Source organism: Streptomyces sp. NPDC001515, from assembly GCF_053597115.1.
On sequence record NZ_JBSFHN010000009.1, the window covers coordinates 65,751 to 90,054 of the forward strand.

General features: G+C 72.3%; 18 protein-coding genes and 3 tRNA genes. 7 read left to right on the forward strand and 14 right to left on the reverse strand.

Annotated features, from left to right (window positions below; translation table 11 throughout):
• Nucleotides 1-57 precede the first annotated feature (57 nt).
• From ACWCXC_RS12315 to ACWCXC_RS12325, 3 genes are all read right to left on the reverse strand, one after another.
• Nucleotides 58-1,992 carry a galactose oxidase-like domain-containing protein gene (locus ACWCXC_RS12315; RefSeq protein ID WP_450680639.1) on the reverse strand — a complete coding sequence of 645 codons (1,935 nt, stop codon included), beginning with the start codon at nt 1,990-1,992 and terminating at the stop codon, nt 58-60.
• Nucleotides 1,989-3,908, reverse strand: coding sequence for a glycosyltransferase family 2 protein (locus ACWCXC_RS12320; RefSeq protein WP_450680638.1), 1,920 nt, complete (start codon nt 3,906-3,908; stop codon nt 1,989-1,991). The genes ACWCXC_RS12315 and ACWCXC_RS12320 overlap by 4 nt, the downstream gene beginning before the upstream one ends.
• 492 nt (nt 3,909-4,400) lie before the next feature.
• Nucleotides 4,401-4,474, reverse strand: a tRNA-Lys gene (locus ACWCXC_RS12325).
• A 183-nt stretch (nt 4,475-4,657) separates the two neighbouring features.
• On the opposite strand from ACWCXC_RS12325, the gene ACWCXC_RS12330 reads away from it, so the two are divergent.
• The 4 genes from ACWCXC_RS12330 (at nt 4,658) to ACWCXC_RS12345 (ending at nt 10,585) form a co-directional block, all read left to right on the forward strand.
• Nucleotides 4,658-6,094 (forward strand): peptidoglycan-binding protein, encoded by a 1,437-nt coding sequence (locus ACWCXC_RS12330; RefSeq protein WP_450888474.1) that lies wholly within the window; start codon nt 4,658-4,660, stop codon nt 6,092-6,094.
• Between the two features lie 25 nt (nt 6,095-6,119).
• The gene (locus ACWCXC_RS12335) at nt 6,120-8,141 is read left to right on the forward strand and encodes an SPFH domain-containing protein (protein WP_450888476.1); all 2,022 of its coding nucleotides are present in this window, start codon (nt 6,120-6,122) and stop codon (nt 8,139-8,141) included.
• Between the two features lie 159 nt (nt 8,142-8,300).
• On the forward strand, nt 8,301-8,891 hold the full coding sequence (locus ACWCXC_RS12340) for a lytic polysaccharide monooxygenase auxiliary activity family 9 protein (RefSeq protein ID WP_450680635.1): 591 nt from the start codon (nt 8,301-8,303) through the stop codon (nt 8,889-8,891).
• Nucleotides 8,892-8,917: 26 nt separating this feature from the next.
• The gene (locus ACWCXC_RS12345) at nt 8,918-10,585 is read left to right on the forward strand and encodes an AMP-binding protein (protein ID WP_450680634.1); all 1,668 of its coding nucleotides are present in this window, start codon (nt 8,918-8,920) and stop codon (nt 10,583-10,585) included.
• Here ACWCXC_RS12345 and ACWCXC_RS12350 read toward each other — a convergent pair.
• From ACWCXC_RS12350 to ACWCXC_RS12385, 8 genes are all read right to left on the reverse strand, one after another.
• A complete protein-coding gene (locus ACWCXC_RS12350; RefSeq protein WP_450888479.1) occupies nt 10,571-12,115 on the reverse strand; it encodes an MFS transporter in 1,545 nt (514 codons plus the stop codon). The genes ACWCXC_RS12345 and ACWCXC_RS12350 overlap by 15 nt on opposite strands.
• Nucleotides 12,116-12,245: 130 nt before the next feature.
• A tRNA-Lys gene (locus ACWCXC_RS12355) sits at nt 12,246-12,319 on the reverse strand.
• A gap of 73 nt (nt 12,320-12,392) precedes the next feature.
• Entirely contained in the window at nt 12,393-13,151 is a 759-nt protein-coding gene (locus ACWCXC_RS12360) for an IclR family transcriptional regulator (protein WP_450680632.1), read from the reverse strand.
• A 166-nt stretch (nt 13,152-13,317) separates the two neighbouring features.
• A complete protein-coding gene (ehuA, locus tag ACWCXC_RS12365) occupies nt 13,318-14,169 on the reverse strand; it encodes an ectoine/hydroxyectoine ABC transporter ATP-binding protein EhuA (protein ID WP_450888481.1) in 852 nt (283 codons plus the stop codon).
• Nucleotides 14,159-14,803 (reverse strand): ectoine/hydroxyectoine ABC transporter permease subunit EhuD, encoded by a 645-nt coding sequence (gene ehuD, locus ACWCXC_RS12370; RefSeq protein ID WP_450680630.1) that lies wholly within the window; start codon nt 14,801-14,803, stop codon nt 14,159-14,161. The genes ehuA and ehuD overlap by 11 nt, the downstream gene beginning before the upstream one ends.
• Nucleotides 14,800-15,534: an ectoine/hydroxyectoine ABC transporter permease subunit EhuC gene (gene ehuC / locus ACWCXC_RS12375; protein ID WP_450680629.1), complete on the reverse strand. Its 735-nt coding sequence runs from the start codon at nt 15,532-15,534 to the stop codon at nt 14,800-14,802. The genes ehuD and ehuC overlap by 4 nt, the downstream gene beginning before the upstream one ends.
• A gap of 19 nt (nt 15,535-15,553) precedes the next feature.
• Nucleotides 15,554-16,456: an ectoine/hydroxyectoine ABC transporter substrate-binding protein EhuB gene (gene ehuB, locus ACWCXC_RS12380; protein WP_450680628.1), complete on the reverse strand. Its 903-nt coding sequence runs from the start codon at nt 16,454-16,456 to the stop codon at nt 15,554-15,556.
• Between the two features lie 149 nt (nt 16,457-16,605).
• Nucleotides 16,606-17,553, reverse strand: coding sequence for an NAD(P)-dependent oxidoreductase (locus ACWCXC_RS12385; RefSeq protein ID WP_450888484.1), 948 nt, complete (start codon nt 17,551-17,553; stop codon nt 16,606-16,608).
• Between the two features lie 206 nt (nt 17,554-17,759).
• Here ACWCXC_RS12385 and ACWCXC_RS12390 point away from each other — a divergent pair, with 206 nt between their 5' ends.
• Both ACWCXC_RS12390 and ACWCXC_RS12395 read left to right on the forward strand, forming a co-directional pair.
• Nucleotides 17,760-18,539: a maleate cis-trans isomerase family protein gene (locus ACWCXC_RS12390; RefSeq protein WP_450680626.1), complete on the forward strand. Its 780-nt coding sequence runs from the start codon at nt 17,760-17,762 to the stop codon at nt 18,537-18,539.
• Between the two features lie 128 nt (nt 18,540-18,667).
• Entirely contained in the window at nt 18,668-19,765 is a 1,098-nt protein-coding gene (locus ACWCXC_RS12395) for an LLM class flavin-dependent oxidoreductase (RefSeq protein WP_450888486.1), read from the forward strand.
• Nucleotides 19,766-19,796: 31 nt separating this feature from the next.
• Here the strand turns inward: ACWCXC_RS12395 and ACWCXC_RS12400 are convergent, their stop codons facing one another.
• Nucleotides 19,797-21,665 carry a putative bifunctional diguanylate cyclase/phosphodiesterase gene (locus tag ACWCXC_RS12400; RefSeq protein ID WP_450888488.1) on the reverse strand — a complete coding sequence of 623 codons (1,869 nt, stop codon included), beginning with the start codon at nt 21,663-21,665 and terminating at the stop codon, nt 19,797-19,799.
• Nucleotides 21,666-22,080: 415 nt separating this feature from the next.
• Between ACWCXC_RS12400 and ACWCXC_RS12405 the strand changes: the two genes are divergently transcribed.
• A complete protein-coding gene (locus tag ACWCXC_RS12405; RefSeq protein WP_450888619.1) occupies nt 22,081-23,295 on the forward strand; it encodes a M6 family metalloprotease domain-containing protein in 1,215 nt (404 codons plus the stop codon).
• A 67-nt stretch (nt 23,296-23,362) separates the two neighbouring features.
• On the opposite strand, the gene ACWCXC_RS12410 is transcribed toward ACWCXC_RS12405, so the two are convergent.
• Both ACWCXC_RS12410 and ACWCXC_RS12415 read right to left on the reverse strand, forming a co-directional pair.
• Nucleotides 23,363-23,436, reverse strand: a tRNA-Lys gene (locus ACWCXC_RS12410).
• Nucleotides 23,427-24,149 carry a bifunctional DNA primase/polymerase gene (locus ACWCXC_RS12415; RefSeq protein ID WP_450680623.1) on the reverse strand — a complete coding sequence of 241 codons (723 nt, stop codon included), beginning with the start codon at nt 24,147-24,149 and terminating at the stop codon, nt 23,427-23,429. Before ACWCXC_RS12415 ends, ACWCXC_RS12410 begins: the two co-directional genes overlap by 10 nt.
• Nucleotides 24,150-24,304 lie beyond the last annotated feature (155 nt).

The window sequence follows — 24,304 nt, forward strand, 5'->3', positions numbered from 1 at the left end:
ACGGACCGGGCGGCACCTCTGCCACCCGGTCCCTGCCGGTTCCCGAACAGCGGGCTCCTACGGGATCTCCACCCAGGTCGCCTCGGACGGGGTGCCCTGGGCGTCGGTGACGAAGAGCATGTACCAGCCGGAGGGCACCAGGGCCCGGTTCTCCGGCACGGTCACCGCGATCCCGCCGTCGGTCTTCTTCAGCTCCAGCGCCACCGAGCGCTGGTCGGTGTCGGTGACATGGGTGACCGCGCTCGGCCGCATCAGCTTGGCCGAGGTGATGGACGCGGCCTGGTTGGTGGTGAACACCGCCGTGGCCCCGCGCTCGATCCGCTTCGGCCCGGCGGTCAGCTCCGGACGCCCGTCCCGGTACAGATAGGGCGGGGTGTAGATCTCGATGCGCTGCTCGAAGACGCCCGGCCGGGTGTTGGCCTTGTCCGCGTAGAGCGAGTCCGATCCGAAGATCATGACCCGTCCGTCGGGCAGCAGCACCGAACCGGAGTGGTAGTTGCGCCCCACCGCCGGGTCCGCGACCCGTCGGTACGTGTCCGTCTTGGCGTCGTACAGCCGGGCCTGGAGCACATTGGAGCCGCCGCGCCCCCGGTAGTCGCCGGAGCCCCCGGTGACGAGCAGGGAGTCGTCGGGGAGCAGGGACGCGCTCGGGTAGCGGGTGCCCTCGTCGAGCGAGGCGCCGTCCTCGAAGCGCGGCTCGGCCGCCTTGAGGTCGACCAGCCGGGACTTCTCGCTGGACTTGGCGGACTCGCCGACGCCGCCGCCGCCGATCACCATGAACTTCTCGTCCTGCGCCGGGGGCAGCCGGACGGTCGCGGAGGTCTCCATCATGTCCGGGTCGCCGAGGCCGGGGATCTTGGTGAACCGGTTGGTCGCCAGGTCCCAGACGCCCGGATCGCGGCCGACGTCGGCGGGGCCGTAGCCCGCGTTCGAGCCGGAGTAGAAGAGCTTGCCGTCGTCGAGCAGGAAGACCGCGGGGTAGGTGGGGAACTTCCGGACGATGCCGGTGTACGTCCACTTCTTGGTCTTCGGATCGTAGATCTCGTCCTTGCCGGGGACGATCTGCCCGATCTCGTCCAGTCCGGAGAGGGCGAGGACCCTGCCGTCCTCCAGGGTGGTGAGCGTCGGGTACCAGCGGGCCTCGTTCATCGGGTCGACGCTGATGTACTTCTCCGCCACCGGATCGAACTCGAAGGCCTCCCGGATGCCCTGGAAGTCCTTCTTGTCCAGGGCCAGCTTCTGGGCTATCCCGTACACATTGCGGGTGTCGGAACCGGAGAGGCCGGATATGCGGTAGTTGTCCTCGGTGCCGGTCTCGTACGCCGCGCCGGACTTCTCGGCCTCGACGTAGATCCGGCCGAGCCCGGGGTCGTTGCGCACGAAGGCGCCGGTGGTCTTGTCGAAGACCTTGGTGGCCTTCTCGACCAGCACGGGGTCCTTGGTGACGAAGCTCTTGCCGTTGTCCTTGCCGGTGAAGCGGGTGCCCGCGGGGAGCGTGATCGGCTTGTCCGGGTCCTCGTTGTGCACGATCATCAGGCCGCCCGCCTTGGTGACGTCGCCCTTCAGCTTCTCGTAGCGGCGGGTGCCGCCGGCGATGAGGAGCTTGCCGTCCGGCAGTTGGGTGTGGCCGGCGCAGAACATGTCCTTGGGCGTCGGAATGTCCTTGAAGGTGTTGGTCTCCGGGTCCCAGAGCACGGACCGGAAGCTCTTCGCGTCGAAGTTCTTCTGGTTGTTGCCGGAGCCCGCGACGAGCAGCACCTTGCCGGTGTGCAGCAGCGCCGCGTGGATGGTGTTGATGCGGAACTCGGAGGGGATGTCCAGGAAGTCCCAGTGGCCGTTGGCCTCCTTGTAGCTCGCCTGGTTGATCCTGTAATCGTGGTAGCGCTCGGTGCTGAAGCGGTACAGCCACGGCCCGTTCGCTCCCGCGAGCGCGAGAACCACCGCCGTACTGATCGCCATGCGGCGGGTACGGCGGCTCGGACGGTACGTCATCGTTTACGTCCCCCAAGGGCGATCTGCATGGTCTGTTCGTTGTCCGCCCAGCGCGGCTCGTCCTGCGGGGCAGGGGCGTGGGCCGGCGGGCCGCTCGGCGGCGGCGGTCCGGCCCGGCGCTTCTTCTTCTCGGTGTGGACCGTGTACCGCCAGCCGATGATCGGCGCGGCGGTGATCAGCAGGGCGAGCGCGGCCCAGGTGAGCATCGCCGGGTGGCTGTGGCCGAGGACCAGGGAGGCCACGATGGAGCCGGCGAAGACCGCGATGAAGAAGAGGTGGATGCGGAAGGTGCCGAAGAGGGTGTCCGGGCTGGAGGAGTCGCCCTTGGGCGTCACCACGAAGGAGCTCTTGCGTCGCAGCACGGCGTCCATCAGCGAGCGGGCGTAGACCGGCGCGGAGAGCGCGGACATCATCATGCCCGCCAGGCCGCCGGAGCCCTCGGGCTCGTGCGGCGAGACGTTGTGCCGGCGGTTCCAGACGTACAGCCCGATCTGGAGCGCCGAGGCGTTGCCGTACAGCATCATCCAGACGACCGGGTCGATCTGCACGCCCGAGGCGCCCATGCCCAGGAACAGCGCGCAACTGAGGGCCGCGAGGATCCAGTTCAGCGCGGACATCGGATAGAAGATGATCATCATCGTGTAGTTGAAGAGCTTGCCCGCCGGCAGCGAGGTGAAGCCCTTCCCGTACTGCTTGAGGATCGTCTCGTACGTCCCGCGCGACCAGCGCAGCTGCTGGGTGAAGAAGTCCGTCCAGGCGGTCGGGCCCTCGCCCACGGCCAGCACGTCCGGGGTGTAGACGGAGCGCCACTTGCGGCCGGTGTGCGGGTTGCGGGCGCGGTGCATCTCGAAGCCGGTCGCCATGTCCTCGGTGATCGAGTCGTAGAGACCGCCGATCTGCTTGAGGGCCGAGATGCGCACCGCGTTGCTGGTGCCGACGAACATCGGGGCGCCGTAGCGGTTGCCGGCGCGCTGGATCAGCGCGTGGAAGAGGAACTGCTGCGATTCGGCGGCCTTGGTGACGAAGGTGTCGTAGTTGCCGTAGACCTGCGGGCCGATGACGAAGCCGACGTCCGGGTCGCGGAAGTAGCCGAGCATCCGCTCCAGGTAGTTGGGCAGCGGTACGTGGTCGGTGTCGACGGAGGCGAAGAAGTCGTACGCGTCGCCGTGGGCGTCGAGCCAGGCGTTGTAGTTGCCGTGCTTGGTCTTCGCCCGGTGCGGGCCCTTGGCCTGGTTCCAGTGCGCCACGCCCTTGCGGGAGAAGTGGTGGACGCCCAGGCGGGCGCAGACCTCCTTGACGGCGGGGTCGTCGCCCTCGTCGAGCAGCCAGATGTGCAGGAGTCCGCGGTGGCGGATGCGTACCGCGGCCTCCAGGGTCTTCGTCACCATCTCCAGGGGCTCCTTGCCCGGGACGAAGGAGGTGAGGAAGGCGACCCGGGTGCCGTTCTCCGGCACGACCGGGACCGGGTCGCGCGCCACGAGCGTGGCGTGGGCGTTGGAGAGGACGTTCATCGTGCGGAACAGCTCGATCAGGCCGATCGAGACGAGCATCACGACGTCCAGGGCGAGCAGGGTGTCGTTCTTGAGGTTCGGGTCGCGCTCGGTCCAGTGTTCGGGCTGCATCAGCCAGACGAAGAGGCCGAGCGAGACCAGCGGTGCGGCGCCCAGCAGCAGGGCCGCGCGTATCCGGTGGGGTTCCTGGGACAGGAGCGAGCGGTACTTCACCCGGTACGGAGTCGTGGGGTCGGGCTGGGTCAGGGGCCCGGCGAGCCGGCTGTAGTGCTCGTAGTCGTAGCGGGGCAGCGGCTTTCTCTCGCGCCGTCTCTGGCCCCCGTTCCGCAGCTGTGAGGGTATCCGGAGCTGCGTGGTCCGGGTCGGGTCGTGGTCCTGCCGGGCGCCTGGCGGCGTCGACGTCATGGGTCATCCCCCTGCACGCAGGCGGGGCTGCGTGGTCGGTTCGGTCGTGGTGTCCGCCGCATCACCCCCCTGGGACGCGCCGGACGGCTCGGTTCAGTGGCGGGTCGCCCTTCCTGGGACATGGAATGACGCCCGTCCGGTTGCACGGTGCCGGTACGGCGCGCGTGACGGACGAGGTCCCCACCCCGCCCCGCGCACAACCGGAACCTCCCCCTCATCTGCCCCCAACTAGAGAGGCCCCCGGTGTGCTTGGCACCGGCGGCCCTCAGACAGGTTGGCCGACACCGCCCTCGATCGCAAGGGTGAAACAGAACGGTTGCCGCTCATATGCGCGATTTGGGTCCCCCTTGTCGGGGACTATCGCCGGGGTGTAGGACGAGCATATGGTGTCACTGGGTAAGGGAATGATGACCGTCTGTCAACAGTGAGCGGGGCGCGCACAGAAAACGAACAAGGCCCCCTCACGTGAAGTGAGAGGGCCTTGACGCTGCGTGCGCCGCCAGGGACTCGAACCCCGGACCCGCTGATTAAGAGTCAGCTGCTCTAACCAACTGAGCTAGCGGCGCCTGCTGACCTGGAGAACTCTACCCGATCTCCGGGAGTGCTCCCGACCATTTCCCCATCGGCACGGCCTGTCGGATGGTCGTTTTTTCACTTCTGTCCGTCAAAATGCGTTATGTCAGGAGAGTTGAGACACTGACGCCCGTGCAGATGCGCCCAAAGATCGTGACGAGTGCGGAGGGAATCGCATGACTGTGCCGGCCTTCGAGGAGTACGTACCCGCCGTCGACTGCACCTGCCCGGGGTGCGCCGCCCGTCGGCGCACCGCCGCCGCGGGGCTGCCGACCCGTTACGGAGGACACCCCGCCGCGCACGGCGCGCGCCGGGCGATGGTGCTGGTCACCACCGCCGGAGTGGTGCTCGGCGCCGGTCTGGCGGAGACCGCCGTGGCGGCGGCCGCCCCGGTCCCGGTGACCGACCCGGCTCCGGGCATCGACCCGGCCCAGGGCATCGACCCGGTTCCGGACATCGACCCGGTTCCGGACATCGACCCGGTTCCGGCCGTCGTGCCTGCGGCGGCGGCCGGCCCGGGGGCCATGGCCGATCCGGCGGACGACGCGCTCGACGCGGTGCCGGAGAGTCCGCAGGGCGTACCGGGCCCGCTGCGCGGGACGGGCGCCTCGGGCCCGCCGTCCTCCACGACCGCCGCCCCGGCCCTGCGTCCGGCCACCCGGGCCGAGATCATCGACCGGGCGAAGGCGTGGGTCTCCGCCCAGGTCCCGTACAGCATGTCCGCGTACTGGTCGGACGGCTACCGCCAGGACTGCTCCGGTTATGTCTCCATGGCCTGGAACCTGCCGGGCAACGAGTGGACCGGCAGCCTCGCCGCGTACGGCACCCGGATCTCCCGCGAGGAGCTCCAGCCCGGGGACATCCTGCTCTTCCACAATCCGGCCGATCCGGCGAAGGGCTCCCACGTCACGATCTTCGGCGGCTGGACCGACTCCGCGCACACCCACTACACGGCGTACGAGCAGACCAAGCCGCGCGCCCGCAAGCAGACGACGCCCATGGCGTACTGGTCCCACTCGTCGAGCTACGTCGCCTACCGCTACAAGGGCCTGACGACCGGCACGGGCGGCGGCTCGACCGCGGCCGCGTTCCCGGGCGCGGGGTCCTTCGGTGCGGGCGAGCGCAACGCCCATGTCACCGAGCTGGGCCGGATGCTCGTCGCGCGCGGCGGCAAGCGCTTCTACAAGGTCGGCCCCGGTCCCGCCTGGAGCGGCGCCGACCGGCAGGCGACGCAGGCGTTCCAGCGGGCCCAGGGGTGGAGCGGCAAGGAGGCCGACGGCATCCCCGGCCCCGACACCTGGCGCCTGCTGGTGAACGGGACCGGCCGCGACATCCCCCCGGCCGGCGCCTCCATCGGGCGCGGCACCACGGCAGCCCCGGCCTTCCCCGGACGGGGCTCTTTCCGGCCGGGCCGGTCCAACAGCCATGTCGAACGGCTCGGCAGGCAGTTGGTGAAGAAGGGATACGGCAAGTACTACCGGTCCGGTCCCGGGCCCCGGTGGACCGAGGCGGACCGGCGCAATGTCGAGGCCTTCCAGAAGGCCCAGGGCTGGCGCGGCGCCCAGGCCGACGGCTATCCGGGGCCCGAGACCTGGCGGCGACTCTTCGCGTGACACGACGCAGATGAAGGAGACGGGAATGCGAATCACCGTGTCGGACACCTCCGGGATGCCCGAGGACCGGGAGGGCCCGGACCGTACGGAGTACGGCGACGAGCGGTACGGGACGGTCCCGGTACGGGAATGGGTGGGCCCCGGCGGCGCGGGCAGCGTCACCGACGCGTGGGCCGCCGCGGCGGACGCCGCCCTTCGGGGGGACGACCGCCCGCCGCCCCCCACGCCCGCCCGGGACACCGCCCGCGCCCCCGTCTCCGACCCGGCCCCCGACACGGACGGGGACCCGGCCCCCGGCGCGGCCCCGGCCGGAGCGCCGGACGCGGGTTCCTGGGGGGACGCGCGTGCGGACGCGGGCGCGGAACTGGGTGCGAATCTGGGCACGGAACCGGGCGCGGGTCTGAGTGCCGGTTCGCACGCGGACCTGGGCGGGGAGCCCCGTACGGAAGCCGACACGGACGCGCCTACGGATGCGCGTACGAGTGGGCGTACGGAACCGGGCCCCGATTCCGTCGTCGATCTCGTGCTCGACCTGGTGCCCGGGGAGAGCCTCCGGGAAGGGACCGGATTCGGGGCGACCTCGGCCTCGGTGTCCGTGCCGGCCGCGGGGCCCGGCGGACGGGACGGCGGGCAGAGCGGTGGGCGGGTCGGTGGACAGCTCGGCTCGCAGGTCGGCGGTGCGCGGGATCTGGTGCCGGCGCCCGCTTCCGGCTCGGCCGCGACCGGCTCCGCGCCCGTCGCCGCTTCCGCGCCCGCGGACGGCTCCGCGCGGCCCGGGGAGCCCGCTCCCGCCCCGGAGGCGGAGGCGGACGACGGGGCCGGGGTGCTCGTGCTCGCGGGGGTCGCCGGGCCGGGCCCGGTGGAGGCGGGGGCGGAGGACGCGCCGGGCACCGTCGTGGAGCACCGGGGCGATGCGCGGACCGACACCGGACGGCACCAGGCCGTCATCGCGGGGGAGCGGACCGCCCCCATCCCCGTGCACCTCCTCTTCCGCGACGAACCAGGGGCCCCGGCGGACGCGGCGGCGCTGCCCGTCGCGGTCCTGGGGGCGGCCTCCGGCGGGGAGCGGCCGGCCGGGCTCCGGCGGCCCCCCGTACCGAGGAGTCCGCAGGTGCGGCCCTCGACGCGGCCCGCGCCGGTCGCCGACCCCCGGCTCGTCGAACGGCCCGGACCGGCGCTGCCCGGCTGGGCCGCGCTGCTCACCGGCCTGGTGGGGACGGCCGCCGCCGGGGCGGTCCTGTGGTGGACCGGAGCCCTGCCGGCCCGGCTGCTCGCCCTGGCCGGGGTGGACCCCCGCCCGTACGACGGGGTGGGCGCCGGGCCCTGGGCGGCGCTCGCCGTCCTGGGCTTCGTCGTGCTCTTCGCCCTCGGCGGCCTGAGCCGGGGCCGGGTCGGCTCGGCCTGGGTGCTGACGCTCTTCGGCCAGTACCGGGGCACCGTGCGGCGCACCGGGTTGATGTGGATCAGCCCGCTGCTGCTGCGCCGCAGGGTCGACGTCCGGCTGCGGCACTGGCGCAGTGAGCCGCTGCCGGCGGTCGACGCCAACGGCACGGCGCTGCGGGTCGTCGTCCTGGTCGTCTGGCGGGTCAAGGACACCGCGCGGGCGGTGCTCGGCATCGAGGACCACGAGGAGTACCTGCGCGAACAGGTCGAGTCGGCCATGGCCCGGGTGCTCTCCCAGCTTCCGGCCGACGCCTTCCACGAGGACGCGCCCACCCTGCGCAACGCCGAGGCGGTCGGGGACGCGCTGACGCTGATGCTCAAGGCGGACTGCGAACCGGTCGGCGTCGAGGTGTACTCGGCCCAGCCGACCGGGATCGAGTACGCCCCGGAGATCGCGGCGGCCATGCAGCGGCGCCGGATCGCGGCGATCGACGCCCAGCACCGCGACAGCGTATTGACGTCGGTGGTGGACGCGGTGGACGACACCGTGAGCCGGCTGACCGCCCGGGGCCTCGTGGAGTTGGACGACTACGAACGCAAGTCCCTGGTGAAGGACTTGACGGTGGCGTTCTACACCGGACGCGGCGCAGGCGACAGCGCCTGAAGCGACCGTTCCGTATCCGGAGGGAAAACCGGAAGCCCACCCTCATTGGTCTGGACATGTCCATGTCCCGTCCCTAGGGTGGGCTTTGGTCTAGACCGCACAACGGCGCGCGCAGCCCTGCTCATGGAACGTCCCCCACATGTCCGAGGAGCGACAGCAATGCGTAAGAAGGTAAGTGCGGCCCTGGTGGGCCTGGCGGTAGCGGGTGTCTCGATGGTCGCCACCGGCAGCGCCAGCAGCCACGGCTACACGGACAATCCGATCAGCCGTCAGAAGCTGTGTGCCAACGGAACCGTGACCGGCTGCGGCAACATCCAGTGGGAGCCGCAGAGCGTCGAGGGCCCGAAGGGCTTCCCGGCCGCGGGCCCGGCCGACGGCTCCATCTGCTCCGCCGGACACGGCGAGTTCGCCCAGCTCGACGACCCGCGCGGCGGCAACTGGCCCGCCACCAAGGTCACCGCCGGCCAGGGCTTCAGCTTCCGCTGGCAGTTCACCGCCCGGCACGCCACGTCGGACTTCCGGTACTACATCACCAAGGACGGCTGGGACCCGACCAAGAAGCTGACCCGGGCGGACCTGGAGCCGCAGCCCTTCATGACGGTGCCGTACGGCGGCAAGCAGCCCCCGGCGACCCTGACCCAGCAGGGCACGATCCCCACCCAGAAGACCGGGAAGCACCTCATCCTGAGCGTCTGGAACGTCGCGGACACGGCCAACGCGTTCTACGCGTGCTCGGATGTTCAGTTCTGACGCTTGGTCAGTTACCGTGCGGCGCCATGGGGAGCGCAGGCACCGTCGCGGAGCTCGTACAGCGCCAATGGGGCGACCACCGGCCCGGTCTGAGATATGAGGACCTCGTCCTCACCCAGCACCAGGTCGCCTCGGGCGCTGCCGCACGGGCCGCGCTCCTGGCGGATCTGCTGCCTCCGGGCGGCGAACCGCACCTCGGGGTGCTGCTCGACAACACCCCCGAATTTCCGCTGTGGCTGAGCGCGGCGGCCCTGGCCGGGGCCGCCGTCGCCGGCATCAACCCGACCCGGCGCGGCGCCGAGCTGGCCCGCGACATCACGCACACCGCATGCCGGGTGCTGGTCACCGAGCGCGCCCATCTGCCGCTGCTCGACGGACTGCCGCTGCCCGGCGTACGGGTGCTGGTCACCGACACCGAGGCGTACGCCGGACTGCTCGCCCCGTACGCGGGCGCGCGCCCCGGTGACACGGTCCTGCGGACCCCCGCACCGGACACCCGGATGCTCCTCTACTTCACCTCGGGCTCCACCGGCGCGCCCAAGGCCGCCCTCTGCACCCAGGGCCGGCTGGCGGCGGCCGGGCAGTCGCTCGTCGACCACTTCGGGGTCCGCCGCGAGGACGTCCACTACCTCTGCATGCCGATGTTCCACGGCAATGCCGTCATCGCCGACTGGGCGCCCGCGCTGACCGCCGGGGCCGCCGTCGCCCTGCGCCGCCGCTTCTCCGCCTCCGGCTTCCTCCCCGACGTCCGCGCGTACGGCGCCACCTACTTCACCTATGTCGGCCGTGCCGTGCAGTACCTGCTGGCCACCCCCGAACGCCCCGACGACCGGGACCACACCCTGCGCCTCGGCTTCGGCACGGAGGCGGGCGCGGTGGACGCGGCCCGCTTCCGGGAGCGCTTCGGGGTGCGGCTGGTCGAGGGGTACGGCTCCTCGGAGGGCGGGGCGGCGATCCAACGGACCCCGGACACCCCGCCGGGGGCGATCGGCCGGGCCTCCGACCGCGACGATCTCGCGGTGGTCGACCCCGAGACGGGCCGCGAGCGGGTCGCCGCGGTCCTCGACGCCGACGGCCGGCTGCTCAACGGGGACGCCGCGATAGGCGAGCTGGTCAACCGGGGCCGTACGCCCTTCGAGGGCTACTGGCGCAATCCGGAGGCGGACGCGGCCCGGATGCGCGGCGGCTGGTACTGGACCGGGGACCTCTTCTTCCGCGACGCCGACGGCTTCCTCTACTTCGCCGGCCGCACCGAGGACCGGCTGCGCGTCGACAGCGAGAACCTGGCCGCCGCGATGATCGAGAACATCCTGGCCCGCTGGGCGGACGCCGCCGCCGTCGCCGTCTACGCCGTGCCCGACCCGGTCGCGGGGGACCAGGTGATGGCGGCGCTGGCGCTGCGCGAGGGGGCGGAGTTCGACCCCGGGGCCTTCGCCGCCTTCCTGCGCGCCCAGCCCGATCTGGGGACGAAGATGGCGCCCCGCTTCGTGCGCGTCGTGGACGCGATGCCGGTCACCGCGACGAACAAGGTGCACCGGGTGGGGCTGCGCCGCGAGGGCTTCTGGTCCGGCGGACGGCTGTGGTGGAACGGCGACGGCCCGTACCGGCCGTTCGGCGAGGAGGACCTCGCCGGGCTGGTACGGGCGTACGAGGAGCACGGCCGCCACCGTCTGCTGTCGTCACACGGCGTGTGAGACGGCGGCCGACCGCGAGGCGTCCTGCCGCGCGGCCTCCGGGCGGGCCGCGCCCGTCCGCCGCAGCCGGGTCGCCGCCAGCACCGCCCCGAGCAGCAGGAGCACCGCGCCGGCCACCGCCGCGTACTGCATGCTGTGCACGAAGGCGTCCCGGCCGATCGCGATCAGCGCACCGTCCCCCGTGGACAGGGCGCCCGGCAGGGTCTTGCGGGCCGCCTCGGGTGCCGAGGACGGCATGTCGGCGGTGTAGACGGCGGTGGCCACCGCGCCCAGCAGCGCCATGCCCATCGCTCCGCCGAACTCCTGACCGGTCTCCAGCAGCGAGGCCGCCGATCCGGCCTTCTCCTCCGGGCTGGTCGACATGGCCAGATCCGAGACCAGCGCCATCACGGTGACGATCCCGCAGCTCATCACGGCGGCGGCGATCAGCAGCACCGCGAGCGAGTCGGTGCTGGCCAGGGCGAGGACGCCGAAGCCGGCGGCCGCGATGACGAACCCGGCGCAGATCACCCGGGCCCGGTCGGTGCGCTGGGCGATCGCGGTGGCGGCCGGGGCGGCGGCGCCCACCGCGAGCGACGGGGCCAGCGACCAGAGCGCGGCCTCCATCGTGCTCATGCCGAGCACCGACTGGAGGTACTGGGTGGTGAAGAAGGACGAGCCCATCATGGCGAACGCGGCCAGCGCGTTCAGCCCGATCCCGGTGGAGAAGTTCCGGTCGCGGAACAGCTCACGGCTGATCATCGCGTCGGAACGGGCGCGCTGACGGCGGACGAAGACCCACCCCACGAGGAGCCCGGCGGCCACGATCAGCAGATTGCGCGCCTCGACCCCGTCGGCGGCGGTCTCCTTGATCCCGTAGACGACCGGCAGCACGGACCCCATCGACAGCGGCACGCTCAGGAAGTCGAACCGGCCCGGCTCCGGGTCCTTGAACTCGGGCACCAGAACCGGCGCCAGGATCAGCAGCAGCACCATCGCGGGCACATTGACCAGGAAGACCGAACCCCACCAGAAGTGCTCCAGCATCACCCCGCTGAGCACCGATCCCAGCGCCACCCCGCCCGCCATCGCCCCGGACCAGATGCCGATCGCCTGCCCCCGCTGCCGCTCGTCGCGGAACATGTTCCGCACCAGCCCCATCGTCGAGGGCATCAGCGTCGCCCCGCCGATCCCGAGCAGCGCACGCGCCGCGATCAGCATCTCCGGACTGGTCGCGTACGCCGCCCCCACCGACGCGGTGCTGAACGCCGCCGCCCCGATCATCAGCAGCTTCCGCCGCCCGATCCGGTCCCCGAGCGACCCCATCGTGATCAGCAGACCCGCCAGCGCGAACGCGTACACATCGAAGATCCACAGCTGCTGGGTGGCGCTCGGCGCGAGGTCCCGGTCGATCGACGGGATCGCGAAGAACAGGACGGAGACGTCCATCGAGACGAGCAGGAGGGGGAGGAGCAGAACCACGAACGCGGTCCACTCCCGACGTCCGGCGCGTACGCCGGGGCTGGCGGTGGTGCTCGAAGGCTTCGTCATGACAGGGAATATACGGCTGTTTAAAACAGGCGTCTAGTACGAGTGTGTAAAACGCCCGTACATGTCGCCGGGCAGCGCACAACACACGAGGCGGTCTCCGTTGAACGGAGACCGCCTCGTGTGCTGTCTGTGCGCCGCCAGGGACTCGAACCCCGGACCCGCTGATTAAGAGTCAGCTGCTCTAACCAACTGAGCTAGCGGCGCCTGCTGACTCGAAAATAATACCTGGTCCCGAGGGGTGCTGATGACACGTGCCCGTGGGCCCCCGGGACGGGGGCTACAGGGCGAGCGAGAGCAGGACCGGGGCCGCGCTGCGGTTGAGGGTGTCGGCCGCGGCGCGGAGGCGGTGGGCGTGCTCGACCGGGAGGGAGAGCGCGAGGCAGCCGGCCGACGATCCCGCCGTCAGCGGCACCGCGGCGCAGACGGTGCCCACCGCGTACTCCTGGAGGTCGAGCACCGGCACCGTGGCCGGCTGGGCGTCGAGCTTGGAGAAGAGGACCTTCTCGCTGGTGATGGTCCGGGAGGTCAGGCGGGCTATCTTGTGCCGCGCGAGGTGGTCGCGCCGCCCGTTCTGGTCCAGCTGGGTCAGCAGGCACTTGCCGATGGCCGAGGCGTGGCCCGTGGAGCGGAAGTCGACCCACTCGTTGACCGCGGGGGTGCGCGGGCCGTCGGCGTACTGCGTGACGCGGATCTCGCCGTCCACGTACCGGCTGATGTAGACGGCGGCGCCCACCGAGTCGCGCAGCTGGGCGAGGGTCTGCTGGAGTCTGGCCTCCAGGGCCTGCCGACGGGCGGCACCGGAACCCAGGAGCAGCAGCGAGGCGCCGATGACGTAGGCGCCGTCGGTGATCTGCTCGACGTATCCCTCGCGGCGCAGGGTCAGGAGCAGTGAGGCGAGGTGGCCGGTCGGCAGACCGGTCTCGCGGGCGATCTGGGTGTCCGTGACCCCGTTGCCGTGCTGGGAGACCGCTTCGAGAACGCGCAGGGCGTACTGCACCGAATGGAACGGTGCGGTCGGTTCGGGCTTCAACGCCACGGTGTCCCCCTACCAGGTTGTGACCGCAAGCTCTGCCACCACGATAGCCGCCAAGAGGCCGTTTCGAGGCGGGTGTTGGCGACTGATCGGGGCGCCCCGGGGCCACTGGCTGGGGCGCACCCGTCTGGCATATGCCAGAGTCATCGGCGGGCGGTGGATGCCGAGGTCACAGCACCGCGTTGAGGAATTCGCGCGTGCGTTCGTGCGACGGATCGGTGAAGATTTTTTCCGGCGGGCCCGACTCCACGACGCGTCCCGCGTCGAACATCAGGACCTTCTTCGAGACGTCGCGGGCGAAGTTCATCTCGTGGGTCACACAGACCATCGTGATGTCGGTGTTCCGTGCGATGTCGCCCAGCAGCTCCAGCACCCCGGCCACCAGCTCCGGGTCGAGCGCGGAGGTCACCTCGTCCAGGAGCAGGATCTCCGGCTCCATCGCCAGCGCGCGGGCGATCGCCACCCGCTGCTGCTGGCCGCCGGAGAGCTGCGAGGGGTGCGCGTCCGTCTTCCCGGACAGGCCGACCAGGTCCAGCAGCTCCCGGGCACGGGCCTCCGCCCGGTCCCGGTCCATGCCCAGCACGCTGACCGGCGCCTCCGTGATGTTCTGGAGCACCTTCATGTTGGGGAACAGGTTGAACTGCTGGAAGACCATGCCGATCTTCTTCCGCGCCTCGCGCAGATGCTTCTCCGACGCGGGCTTCAGCGAGCCGTCCGGGGCCCGCATGTGCGAGAGCGGTTCGCCGCCGATCCGGATCACCCCGCCGCTGACCTTCTCCAGCGTCATCAGCAGCCGCAGGATCGTGGTCTTGCCCGAGCCGCTGGGCCCGATCAGGGTGACGTGCTCGCCGCGCTCGACCGTGAAGTCCAGCTCGTCGAGCACCACGTGGTCGCCGTACCGCTTGACGACCTTGTCGAAGTGGATCAGCGGAGGGGCCGGGGCGTCCGGGGCGGGGGCCGCGACGGTGTCCTCGGGGGCCGTGGCCGCGGTCTTCTGCAGGGGGAGGGGCTCAGTGGCCAAGGCGCTTCTCCAGTTTTCTCATCAGCAGCGAGGTGGGGTAGCTCGCGACCAGGAAGACCAGGCCGGCGAGGGTGAACACCTCGGTGTAGGCGAAGTGGTCGCCGCCGTACTTCCGGGCCTCGAAGACCATCTCCTGCACCGTGATCACGGCGAGGAACGGGGTCTCCTTGAACATCGAGATCGCGTAGTTCCCGAGCGCGGGCAGCACCTTGCGCACCGCCTGCGGCAGGATCACCGCCTGCCAGGTCCGCCGGGCCGGCAGCGACAGGGCCCGGCAGGCCTCCCACTGCCCCTGCGGCACCGCGTCGATCCCCGCCCGGTACACCTCCGAGGTGTACGCGGCGTAGTGGATGCCCAGCACCACGATGCCGACGGTCAGCGGCTCCACCGACGTGAACAGCGCCGCCGCGCCGACCAGCTGCACCAGCAGCGGCGTGGAGCGGACGAACTCCGTCACCGCCTTCACCGGCACCGTCACGAACCGGGTCGGGGCCCGCCCGGCGACCGCGATCGCGAGCCCGAGCACCGCGGCGACCAGCGTCCCGAGGACGGTGGCCAGCAGCGTGACCTCGAAGCCGTCGAGGAGCAGCGGCAGCGCGTCGCGCGCCGCGCCCCAGTCGAATCCCTCGTTCACCGGGCACCTCCGGAGGCCGGGGCGGTCACGGCGCTGCGGGACTTCAGCAGGCCGGCCCCGCCGGTGTGCAGGCCGAGCCGCCGCTTGGCCGACCGCTCCAGCAGGTTCATCAGCAGCGTCAGCGCGTACGCCAGCACGAAGTAGCAGACCAGCAGGGTCCCGTAGGCGGCGAGCGTCTCACCGGTACGGCTGCGCAGCTGCTCGATCGCCGTCATCAAGTCGGCCGCCGAGATCAGCCAGAGCAGCGGCGTGCACTTCAGCAGCTGGATCAGCAGATTGGTGAAGGACGGGATCATCTGCACCCACGCCTGGGGCAGGATCACCTTGCGCATCCGGTGCAGCGGCGTCATGTTGAGCGCCACCGCCGCCTCGTACTGCGCGCGCGGTACGGAATTGATCGCGCCGCGCACCACCTCGGCGCCGTACGCCCCGTAGTTGAGCCCGAAGGCGACGACCCCGCAGAGCAGCGGCGTCAGCTCGTACCCCGTCAGCAGCGGCATCGCGTAGTAGAGCCAGAACAGCTGGACGTACAGCGAGGTGCCGCGGAAGAACTCCACGACCACGCGGGAGACGCCGCGCACCACGAGCAGCCCGCTGACCGACATCAGGCCGAGCGCGAAGGCGAGCACCAGGGCCGTCAGGGCGCCCAGGACGGTGGCCTCCAGGGTCACCCACAGGCCCGAGCGCAGTTGGGGCAGATCGTCGGCGAGGGCGGAGAAGAAATCACTCATGCGGTGGGTACCGTCCCCGTCAGCCCTTGCAGAGGTCGGCCGTCTTCAGGGTGGCCGGCGGGAGTTCGGTGGCCCCGAAGCCGTACTCCTGGAGCAGCTGCACATAGCGCGACCTGTCCGCGACGATCTTCTTCAGCTCGCGGTTGAAGGCGTCCCGCAGCTCCTCGTTGCCCTTGCGGAAGACCGCGCCGCCGGGGCTGTACTGCTTGACCCCGTCCAGCTCCGGCAGGAACGCCTCGGTGACCTCGGTCTCCGGGTTGGTCTTCGCCAGCCAGCGCAGCGAGATGCCGGTCAGCAGGAAGGCGTCGACCCGGCCGCCCTTCACCGCGTCGGCTCCGTCCTGCGGCTTCTGGAGCGTCTTGATCTTCCCCTTGGAGATGCCGGCGCCCTCGGCGTACGAACCCTCGACCGCGCCGGCCATGACGCCGACGGTGATCCCGGCGGCCTTCGCGGAGGCCAGGTCGGTGATCTTCCTCGGGTTGCCCTTCTTCACCATCATCGCGGTCGGCGAGATGAACTCCGGCTCGGAGAAAAGGGCGTTGGCGCACCGCTCGGGCGTGATGGCCATGCCGGCGCTGACCACGTCGTACTTCCCGGCCTGGAGCCCCGGGATCAGCCCGTCCCAGTCCGAGAGCGTCGGCTTCAGCTCGTCGACACCGAGCGCCTTGAAGATCTCCCGGTGCAGTGCGGGCGCCTCGCCCTTGAGCTCCTTGCCCTCCATGTAGCCGTACGGCGCCTCGTTGGCGTACGCGACCCGGACATAGCCCTGGTCGCGGAGCGTGTCGAGGGCTCCCTTCCCGTCCGCCGAGCCGGAGTCGGTCTTGCTGCACGCGGTGAGCAGCCCGGGGACGACGAGCAGACCTCCCACGGCGGCCGTTCGATTGAGAAAGCCCCGGCGGGACAGGTTCGGGAAGTCAGCCATGTTCGCAATCTCCTGACGGGGTCGCACAGTCCGGACAGGCTTGGCGCCTGCCCGATCCCGTACGTCTATGCGGGAAACCGGCGCATGTAATCGAACGGTGGCCGGAGGGTGACCTTCCCGTGTCCGAATCCCGGGTGTCCGGTGCCGGGTCACGGACCCGGTGCGTAGCCGAGCGCCGGGTCCACCGGATGCGGCAACTCCTCGCCGTCCGCCCACCGTTCGTACAGCGCGACGAACTGCGCGGCCAGCCGGTCGTGCCGGCCCGCCACCGCTCCGGCCCGGCGAGGCGTCACGAGCAGCCCCGGCACGTCCGCCGGAGCGCCGGCCGCACCGTCGAGCGCCGCCCCCGCGATCCACCGGTCGCGCACCGCGGCGGCCAGTTCGTCCTCGGCCACCGAGGCCGCGCTGCCCACGTTGACGAACACGGCCGACGGCTGCATCAGCCCGAAGAACCGCCGGTCGAACAGGCCGCGGGTGAGCGGGGTCGGCGGCAGGGCGGCGACCACCCGGTCAGCGGCGGCGGCCAGCCGGTCCAGATCGTCCATGCCGTGGATCGTCCGCCGCGCCGTGCGCCCCACCAGCGCCACCTTCACCCCGAGTGCCATCAGCAGCCGTGCCGTCTCGCGCCCGACCGGCCCGGCCCCGACCACCACCGCGCGCGAACCGGCCAGCAGCACCGGCGTACGCCCCCGGCTCTCCCGCCCCGGAGCGGCCGGGGCGCCCGCCGCGCGCCACCCCGCGCCGGCGGTGTCCCGGGCGAAGCCCAGCAGCAGCCCGGCCACGTACTCCGCGACCGGCCGTTCGAAGACGCCCCGCGCCCGGGTCAGCACCGTCCCGCCCGCCGCCAGCTCCGGGCAGACCACCCGGTCCACGTCGGGGCCCGCCACATGCACCCAGGTCGGCCGCCGCCCGGACCCGGGCCAGGCGGCACGCACCGCGTCCGAGCCGGTGTCCCACACCAGCAGCGCGTCGGCCTCCGCGAGCGCAGCCGCCAGCCCCGCCCCGTCGGTGCGCCGGATCCGCACCCGGCCCGTCAGCGCGCCGAGCCGGGGCGGCGGATCGGCGTCCAGGACGAGCAGGACGGGCTGCTCCGGCATCGGGCGGTTCCTCCGGCGTCGGCCGAGACGGACGGTCCCTCCACGCTCGCAGCAGCCCTCCGGCCCGTCAACCGGCCGGGACCCCCACCGACGCGTCCTCCCGCCGGATGCGAGGAATACTGGAACCGAGGCGGGGAACGCGGCCGGAAGGCCACGGTCCGCCCCGTCTCGTCCGGACCGTGCCGCACCGGACAGAAAGGGTGGACATGACGACCGTCGGATTCCTCTACCCGGGCCAGGGCGCGCAGGACGACTTCCCGCGCCTGGAGATCCTCCTCGACAGCACCATCAGACTCGTCGTCCACCGCACCGGATGCCCCGACGACGCCTACCGCGAGGACGCCCTGCGCGCCCTGGGCGCCACCGAACTGCTCCTCCCCGGGATCGAGGAGCTCCAGCGCTCCGGGGTGCAGTCCGTCGTCTGGGCGTGCGACGCCGGGAGCTTCCTGTACGGGCAGCGGGGCGCGCACGACCAGGTGATGGCCGTGGCCCGCGCGGCGGGCGTCCCCGCCTCCAGCACCCCGATCGGCTTCGTCCACGCCGTACGGAAACTGGGCGCCGCCCGGGTCGCGGTCGCCGCCACCTACCCCGAGGACATCGCCGCCGGCTTCACCGCCTTCCTCGGCGAGGCGGGTGTGGAGGTGGTGTCCACGCACGCGGCGGGCGCGGCGTCCGCGGCCGAGGTCGCGGGGTGGGGCCCGGAGCGGGTGGCGGAGCTGGCCGCGGCGGCGGACCGCCCGGAGGCCGACGCGGTCCTGCTGCCGGACACGGCCCTGCACACCGTCGGCTCGCTCCCCGCGCTGGAGGAGGCCCTGGGCAAACCGGTCCTCACGGCCAACCAGGTCGCGGCCCGGGAGGCCCTGCGGCTGGCCGACCGCCCCGCCTGGGCGCCCCGGCTCGGCGCCCTGTTCGCGGGCCGCGAGGCCGCCCCGGCCCCGGTGACCCCCACCCGCCGACGGGCGTACGCGCACACCCGGCGGCCCTGACCCGCGACGGCTCGGCCCGGGGACCGCTCCCGGAACGAGAACCGCTCCCGGAATAAACGGAGTCATCCTCCTGTTGGGCTTCTCCGGACCCGAAGCAACGACGCGAGCACCACCGGAGAGGCCAGGACGTGGACGAGACCCGAGGCGACGAGATCCGTGGCGAGGCGCGGGGGACGGCGCCCGTACCCCTGTCCGTACTGGACCTGGTGACGGTCGGGAAGGGCCGCACCGCGAGCCAGGCCCTGCGCACCGGGGTGGAGATCGCCCAGCTCGCCGAGCGCCGCGGCTACCACCGCTACTGGGTCGCCGAGCACCACTCCATGCCCGGGGTCGCTTCCTCCTCGCCGGCCGTGATCCTCGCCCACACCGCCGCCCGCACCGAGCGCATCCGGCTCGGCTCCGGCGGCGTCATGCTGCCCAACCACGCCCCGCTCGTCATCGCCGAGCAGTTCGGCACGCTGGAGGCCATGGCCCCCGGCCGCATCGACCTCGGCCTCGGGCGCGCGCCCGGCACCGACGGCGCCACGGCCGCCGCCCTGCGCCGCACCGACCGGCTGAACGAGGGCGCGGACGACTTCCCGCAGCAGCTCATGGAGCTGACCCGGTTCCTCGACGACGACTTCCCCGACGGCCACCCCTACGCCCGGATCCACGCGGTCCCCGGCCCCGTCCAGGCCACCGCCGACGGCGGCGTCCAGTCGCCCGCCCGGCCGCCGCTCTGGCTGCTCGGCTCCTCCGGCTTCAGCGCCCGGCTGGCCGGACTGCTCGGGCTGCCCTTCGCGTTCGCCCACCACTTCTCGGCGCAGAACACCGTGCCCGCCCTGGAGCTGTACCGCGAGTCCTTCAAGCCCTCGGCCGTCCTGGACGAGCCGTACGCCCTGATCGGGGTCGCCGCCCTGGCCGCCGAGGACGAGGCCGAGGCCCGCCGCGAGGTGCTGACCGGCGCCCTGTCGATGCTCCGGCTGCGCTCCGGCCGGCCGGGCCTGGTCCCGACGCCCGAGGAGGCGGAGGCGTACGCCTTCTCCCCGATGGAGCGCGAGTTCGTCGACAGCTGGCTCGTCAACATCGTCCACGGCACCCCGGACGAGGTCCGCACCGGCCTCGACGACCTGGTCAAGCGGACCGGCGCCCAGGAGCTGATGATCACCGCCAACGCGCACGGCGGCGAGGCCCGGCTGCGCAGCTACGGGCTGATCGCGGACGCCTACGGGATGCCGGGGGCCTGAGCGCCCACGTCCACGGACGGCCCGGGGGCGGTCACGGGCTGCCCGGGGCCCGGGCCACGGCCCGCGCGCCGATCAGTTCCGTGATGCGCTCCGGGGCGACCGCGCGCGAGTACAGCCAGCCCTGACCGGTGTCGCAGCCGATCCGGCGCAGCCGCTCGGCCTGGCCCGCCGTCTCCACGCACTCCGCGGTGACGGTGAGGCCGAGGCGGTGGGCGAGCTGCACCATCGCCTCGACGATCGTCTCGTCGGCGGGGGTGGGATGCGTGCCGTCCTCGTAGCGGAAGCCCCGGACGAAGGCGCCGTCCAGCTTCAGCGCGGAGACCGGCAGCCGGCTCAGATAGGCGAGGTTGGAGTAGCCGGTGCCGAAGTCGTCGATGGCGATCCGCACCCCCATGTCGCTGAGGGACTGGAGGGCTCGCAGCGGCCGGCCCGCCGATCCCATCACCGCCGACTCGGTCAGCTCCAGTTGGAGCAGTGAGGGGTCCAGACCGGTCTCGGCGAGGATCTCGGCCACATCGGTGACCAGGTCGGAGTCCCAGACCTGGCGTACGGCGACGTTGACGCTGATGAACAGCGGCGGCTCGTCCGGGTGGGCGAGCTGCCAGGCCCTGGCCTGCCGGCAGGCCGAGCGCAGCACCCAGCGGCCCAGCTGCACGATCGAGCCGTCCTCCTCGGCGATCGCGACGAACCGATTCGGCGCGAGCAGACCGAACTGCGGATGGTTCCAGCGCACCAGCGCCTCCACCCCGCGCACCACCCCGTCGGCCATGCCCACCAGCGGCTGGTACTCCACGGTGAACTCCCCGCGCTCCACGGCCGGGCGGAGCGTGGAGGAGAGCGCCTGGCGGGTCATGCGGTGGGCGTTGCGCTCGGGGTCGAACAGGGTCCAGCGGGCCTTGCCGTCGGCCTTCGCCCAGTAGAGCGTGGTGTCGGCGGCCTGCATCAGGCCGGTGGCCGAGGTGCCCGCCACCGGACGCTCCACCACGCCGATCGAGGCGGAGACCGCGAGCCGCTGGCCGGCCAGGTCGAAGGGCTGCTGGAGCGCGCCGAGCAGGGTGCGGGCCAGTTCGGTCAGCTGCGGGGTGCCGGTCGAGTCCTCGACCAGGACGGCGAACTCGTCGCCGCCGAGCCGGGCCACCAGATGCGGTCCGAGGGCCTGCGGTCCGCCCCGGGCCGCGCACTCGGTGAGCCGGGCGGCCACGGCGGCCAGCAGCCGGTCGCCGGTGCGGTGGCCCAGAGTGTCGTTGACCGCCTTGAAGCCGTCCAGATCGAGGTAGCAGAGGCCGATCCGGCCGGACCGGCCGGTGTCGTCCCCGTGCGGACCCGTGGCCAGGACCGCCGAGAGCCGTTCGAAGAACAGCGTCCGGTTGGCCAGCCGGGTCACCGGATCGTGCATCTGGAGGTGGCGCAGGCGGGTGCGCAGTTCGCGCCGCTCGCTGACGTCGGCCACCGACATCAGGACCTGGCCGGGGCCCGCCGGGTCGGGGGGAGCGGCCATCGGCACGACGGTGATCTCGGCCCACAGGGCGCGTCCGTCGGGGTGCTTGAGCCGGCGGGTGCAGCGGAAGCGGGTGCGGCGGCCGTGCAGCACCTCGCGGTACGCGTGCCAGGTGCGGCCGTCCGCGCCGAGGTCGACCAGGTCGGAGGCGGACTGCGCCGTCAGGGCCGCCGCGCCGGTCCCGGCCAGGGCGCCCAGCGCCTCGTTGGCGGTGACGATCAGCCCCTCGTGGTCCACGACGGCCATGGGGAGCGTGGCGACCCGGAAGGCCGCCCGGTAGTCGTGCGCCTCGGCGGCCGTCCCGGCGCACCGCCACGCTTCGTCACGCTCCGTGAGTGTTCGGGGCGGTGGTGTGGGGGTCGTGCCTGCCGGGGGCCTGGGCCCCTCGGAGGTTCCGCTCACCGTTCGCTCCCGCCGTGCAGTTCTGTCCCGGACGCCTCCGGCCGGACCGGCCCGCCGCGCGGAACGCCGTCGTCAGGGGCGCTGACCGCGCGGGAAAGCGAGGTGAAGCATAGAGGCTGGCACCTCGGCCGTTCCAGCGCTCCGGCCCCCGGGGGCCGCCTCCCCGGTGCGCGGCTCCCGGCAGCGCCAATCCGCTTTGCCCATGACTGACTCTTTCTGTCTCGCTCTGTTCTTCCGCGTTGCTCCAGTGATCGATTGTGACTTTACGTGATCATGGGAGGTGCTCCAGTGGCTGACCCGAGTGGGGCAGCCCAACAGGACGTACCTCCCGAACCGCCCCAAGGTGGTGACCAGGCCGCTGGAGTCCGCACCCGCACCGGAGGTAGATGTGCCGCGTCAGCACGGGCCCCGAAGGCTGGAGAGGCCCACTCCGCGCGCGGTCGCCGCCGGGCTGATCTCCCTCCTCGCGGTCGCCGCCACCTCCCTCGTGGCCGGCCCCGCCTCCGCCGCCACCGGCGCGGCCGAGGCATGCGCCCTGCCCCGCACCGACGCCCACCACTCCCTCGGCCTCGACGACTGGAACGGCGCCTACCCGCGCCCCGACCACGCCCTCGACGCGGTCATGGTCTTCCTCTCGTTCCCCGACTCCCGCCCCGTCACCACCCCCGCCGAACTCGCCGCCGACTACTTCCCCGCCACCACCCGCTTCTTCCAGCGCGCCTCGTACGGCACGTTCACCCTGCGCCCGCACCCCCAGCGCCAGTGGATCCGGATGCCCAGGCCCTCGTCCGCGTACGGCATACAGCGCGACTGGGCCGACGACCGGCGCAGCGCCTACCTCCGCGACGCGATCGACGCCGCCGACCGGCGGGTCGACTTCTCCCGGTACGACCTCGTCTATCTCGTGGCGGACCCGGACGCCCCCGGCGTCGACTCCGACGCCACCAAGGTCGTCAACTTCGACCGGCCGCTGCGCGCCGACGGCAAGGACATCCGGCGCGTGGTCACCGTCTTCGAACACCACCCGCCGGACCACAACGTCCTCGCCCACGAGACCGGCCACGTCTTCGACCTGCCCGACCTCTATCACCGTCCCTCGGACGGCAAGGGCGACTGGGACACCTACGTCGGCGACTGGGACGTCATGGGCAGCCAGTTCGGCCTCGCCCCCGACCTCTTCGGCTGGCACAAGTGGAAGCTGGGATGGCTCGACGACCGGCAGGTGGTGTGCGTCCAGAGCAGCCGGGTGCTCACCCTGGAACCGACGGCCGCCGTGCCCGTGCGGGGCGCCTCCATGGGCACCCGGCTCGCCGTGATCCGGACCGGCGAGGGCAGCGCCGTTGGCATCGAGGCCCGCAGTGCCATCGGCAACGACGCCACCACGTGCTCCGAGGGCGTGCTGCTCTACCGGATCCGCAACGAGACCCCCTCCGGCGGCGGCCCGGTCGACGTCCTCGACACCCACCCCGGCACCGACGCCTGCTGGGACCGCTCCGTCTACCCACCGCTCGCCGACGCCCCGCTCCGGGTCGGGGAGACCTACTCGGTGCCCGGCGGGCACACCACGATCGAGGTCGCCGACCGGACGCCGTCGGGCGCCTGGACCGTACGGATCACCACCGGCACCTGAGAGGGCCGGAACGGGCGTCCGGACAACGAAGAAGCCCCCCGCTTCCGCGAGGGGCTTCTTCCGTCGGTGCGCCGCCAGGGACTCGAACCCCGGACCCGCTGATTAAGAGTCAGCTGCTCTAACCAACTGAGCTAGCGGCGCCTGCTGACGTCGTAGACCTTAGCACCCTGATCGGCGGGAGGAAAAATCGACATCCGAGGCGTCGGAGCGGGCACCGCGCGGGCCACCCGGACACAGGCCCAGAGCAGGGCGTCCGGCCCCGGGAGCCAGGGGCTGCGGGTGTCGGGGGCGACCAGCCAGCGGGGGCCGCTGTACGCGGGAGTGCAGGTCAGGGGCGGAACCGTCACCGCGTCCCCGGTCCCGTGGCAGAGCAGCGGAGGCACCCGTGGGGCGCCGTCCTCCGGTCCCCCGACCGTCCGCCCGGAGGGCCCGGACGGGCCGCTGCCCCACTCCTCCCAGTCGAGCAGCGAGGGCAGCCGCTGGGCCGTGCCGGGGCTCGCGAAGAGCAGCATCCGGCCCCGGTGCGAGGCGACCGGACCCGAGCCCGGACCGTCCGCCCACAGATGCTCCAGCATCCGCCGCCCGAACAGCGTCGGCACGTTCACCACGTCGAAGGCGGAACCGCACGGCAGGACGCCCGGCGCCGAGGGGTGCGCCTCCCACTGGGCCAGGGTGCTGCGCGGATACGCGGTGGCCCCGGCCAGCCAGGCGGCACCGGCCGCGGTCACCTGGGCGGTCCGGTTCCCGGCCTGCTCGCGCAGGAGGGCGAAGATGTCGTCACCGCCGCCCCCGGCGGGGGGACGGGGGCCGTCGCCGTGATGCAGGGTCGTTTCGTCAGGCAGCCATGCGGTCATGTGCACAGGTCTACCCGGAGTGATCGCGCGGATTCCGAGAGTTGCCGGAAATCGGGACAGGGTGGGGTGCGGGGGAGTATCTTGCGCGACTGGCATATGCCAGACGACTCGGCGGGACTACCCGGAGTCATCGCCACGGCCCCACGCCGCGCTTT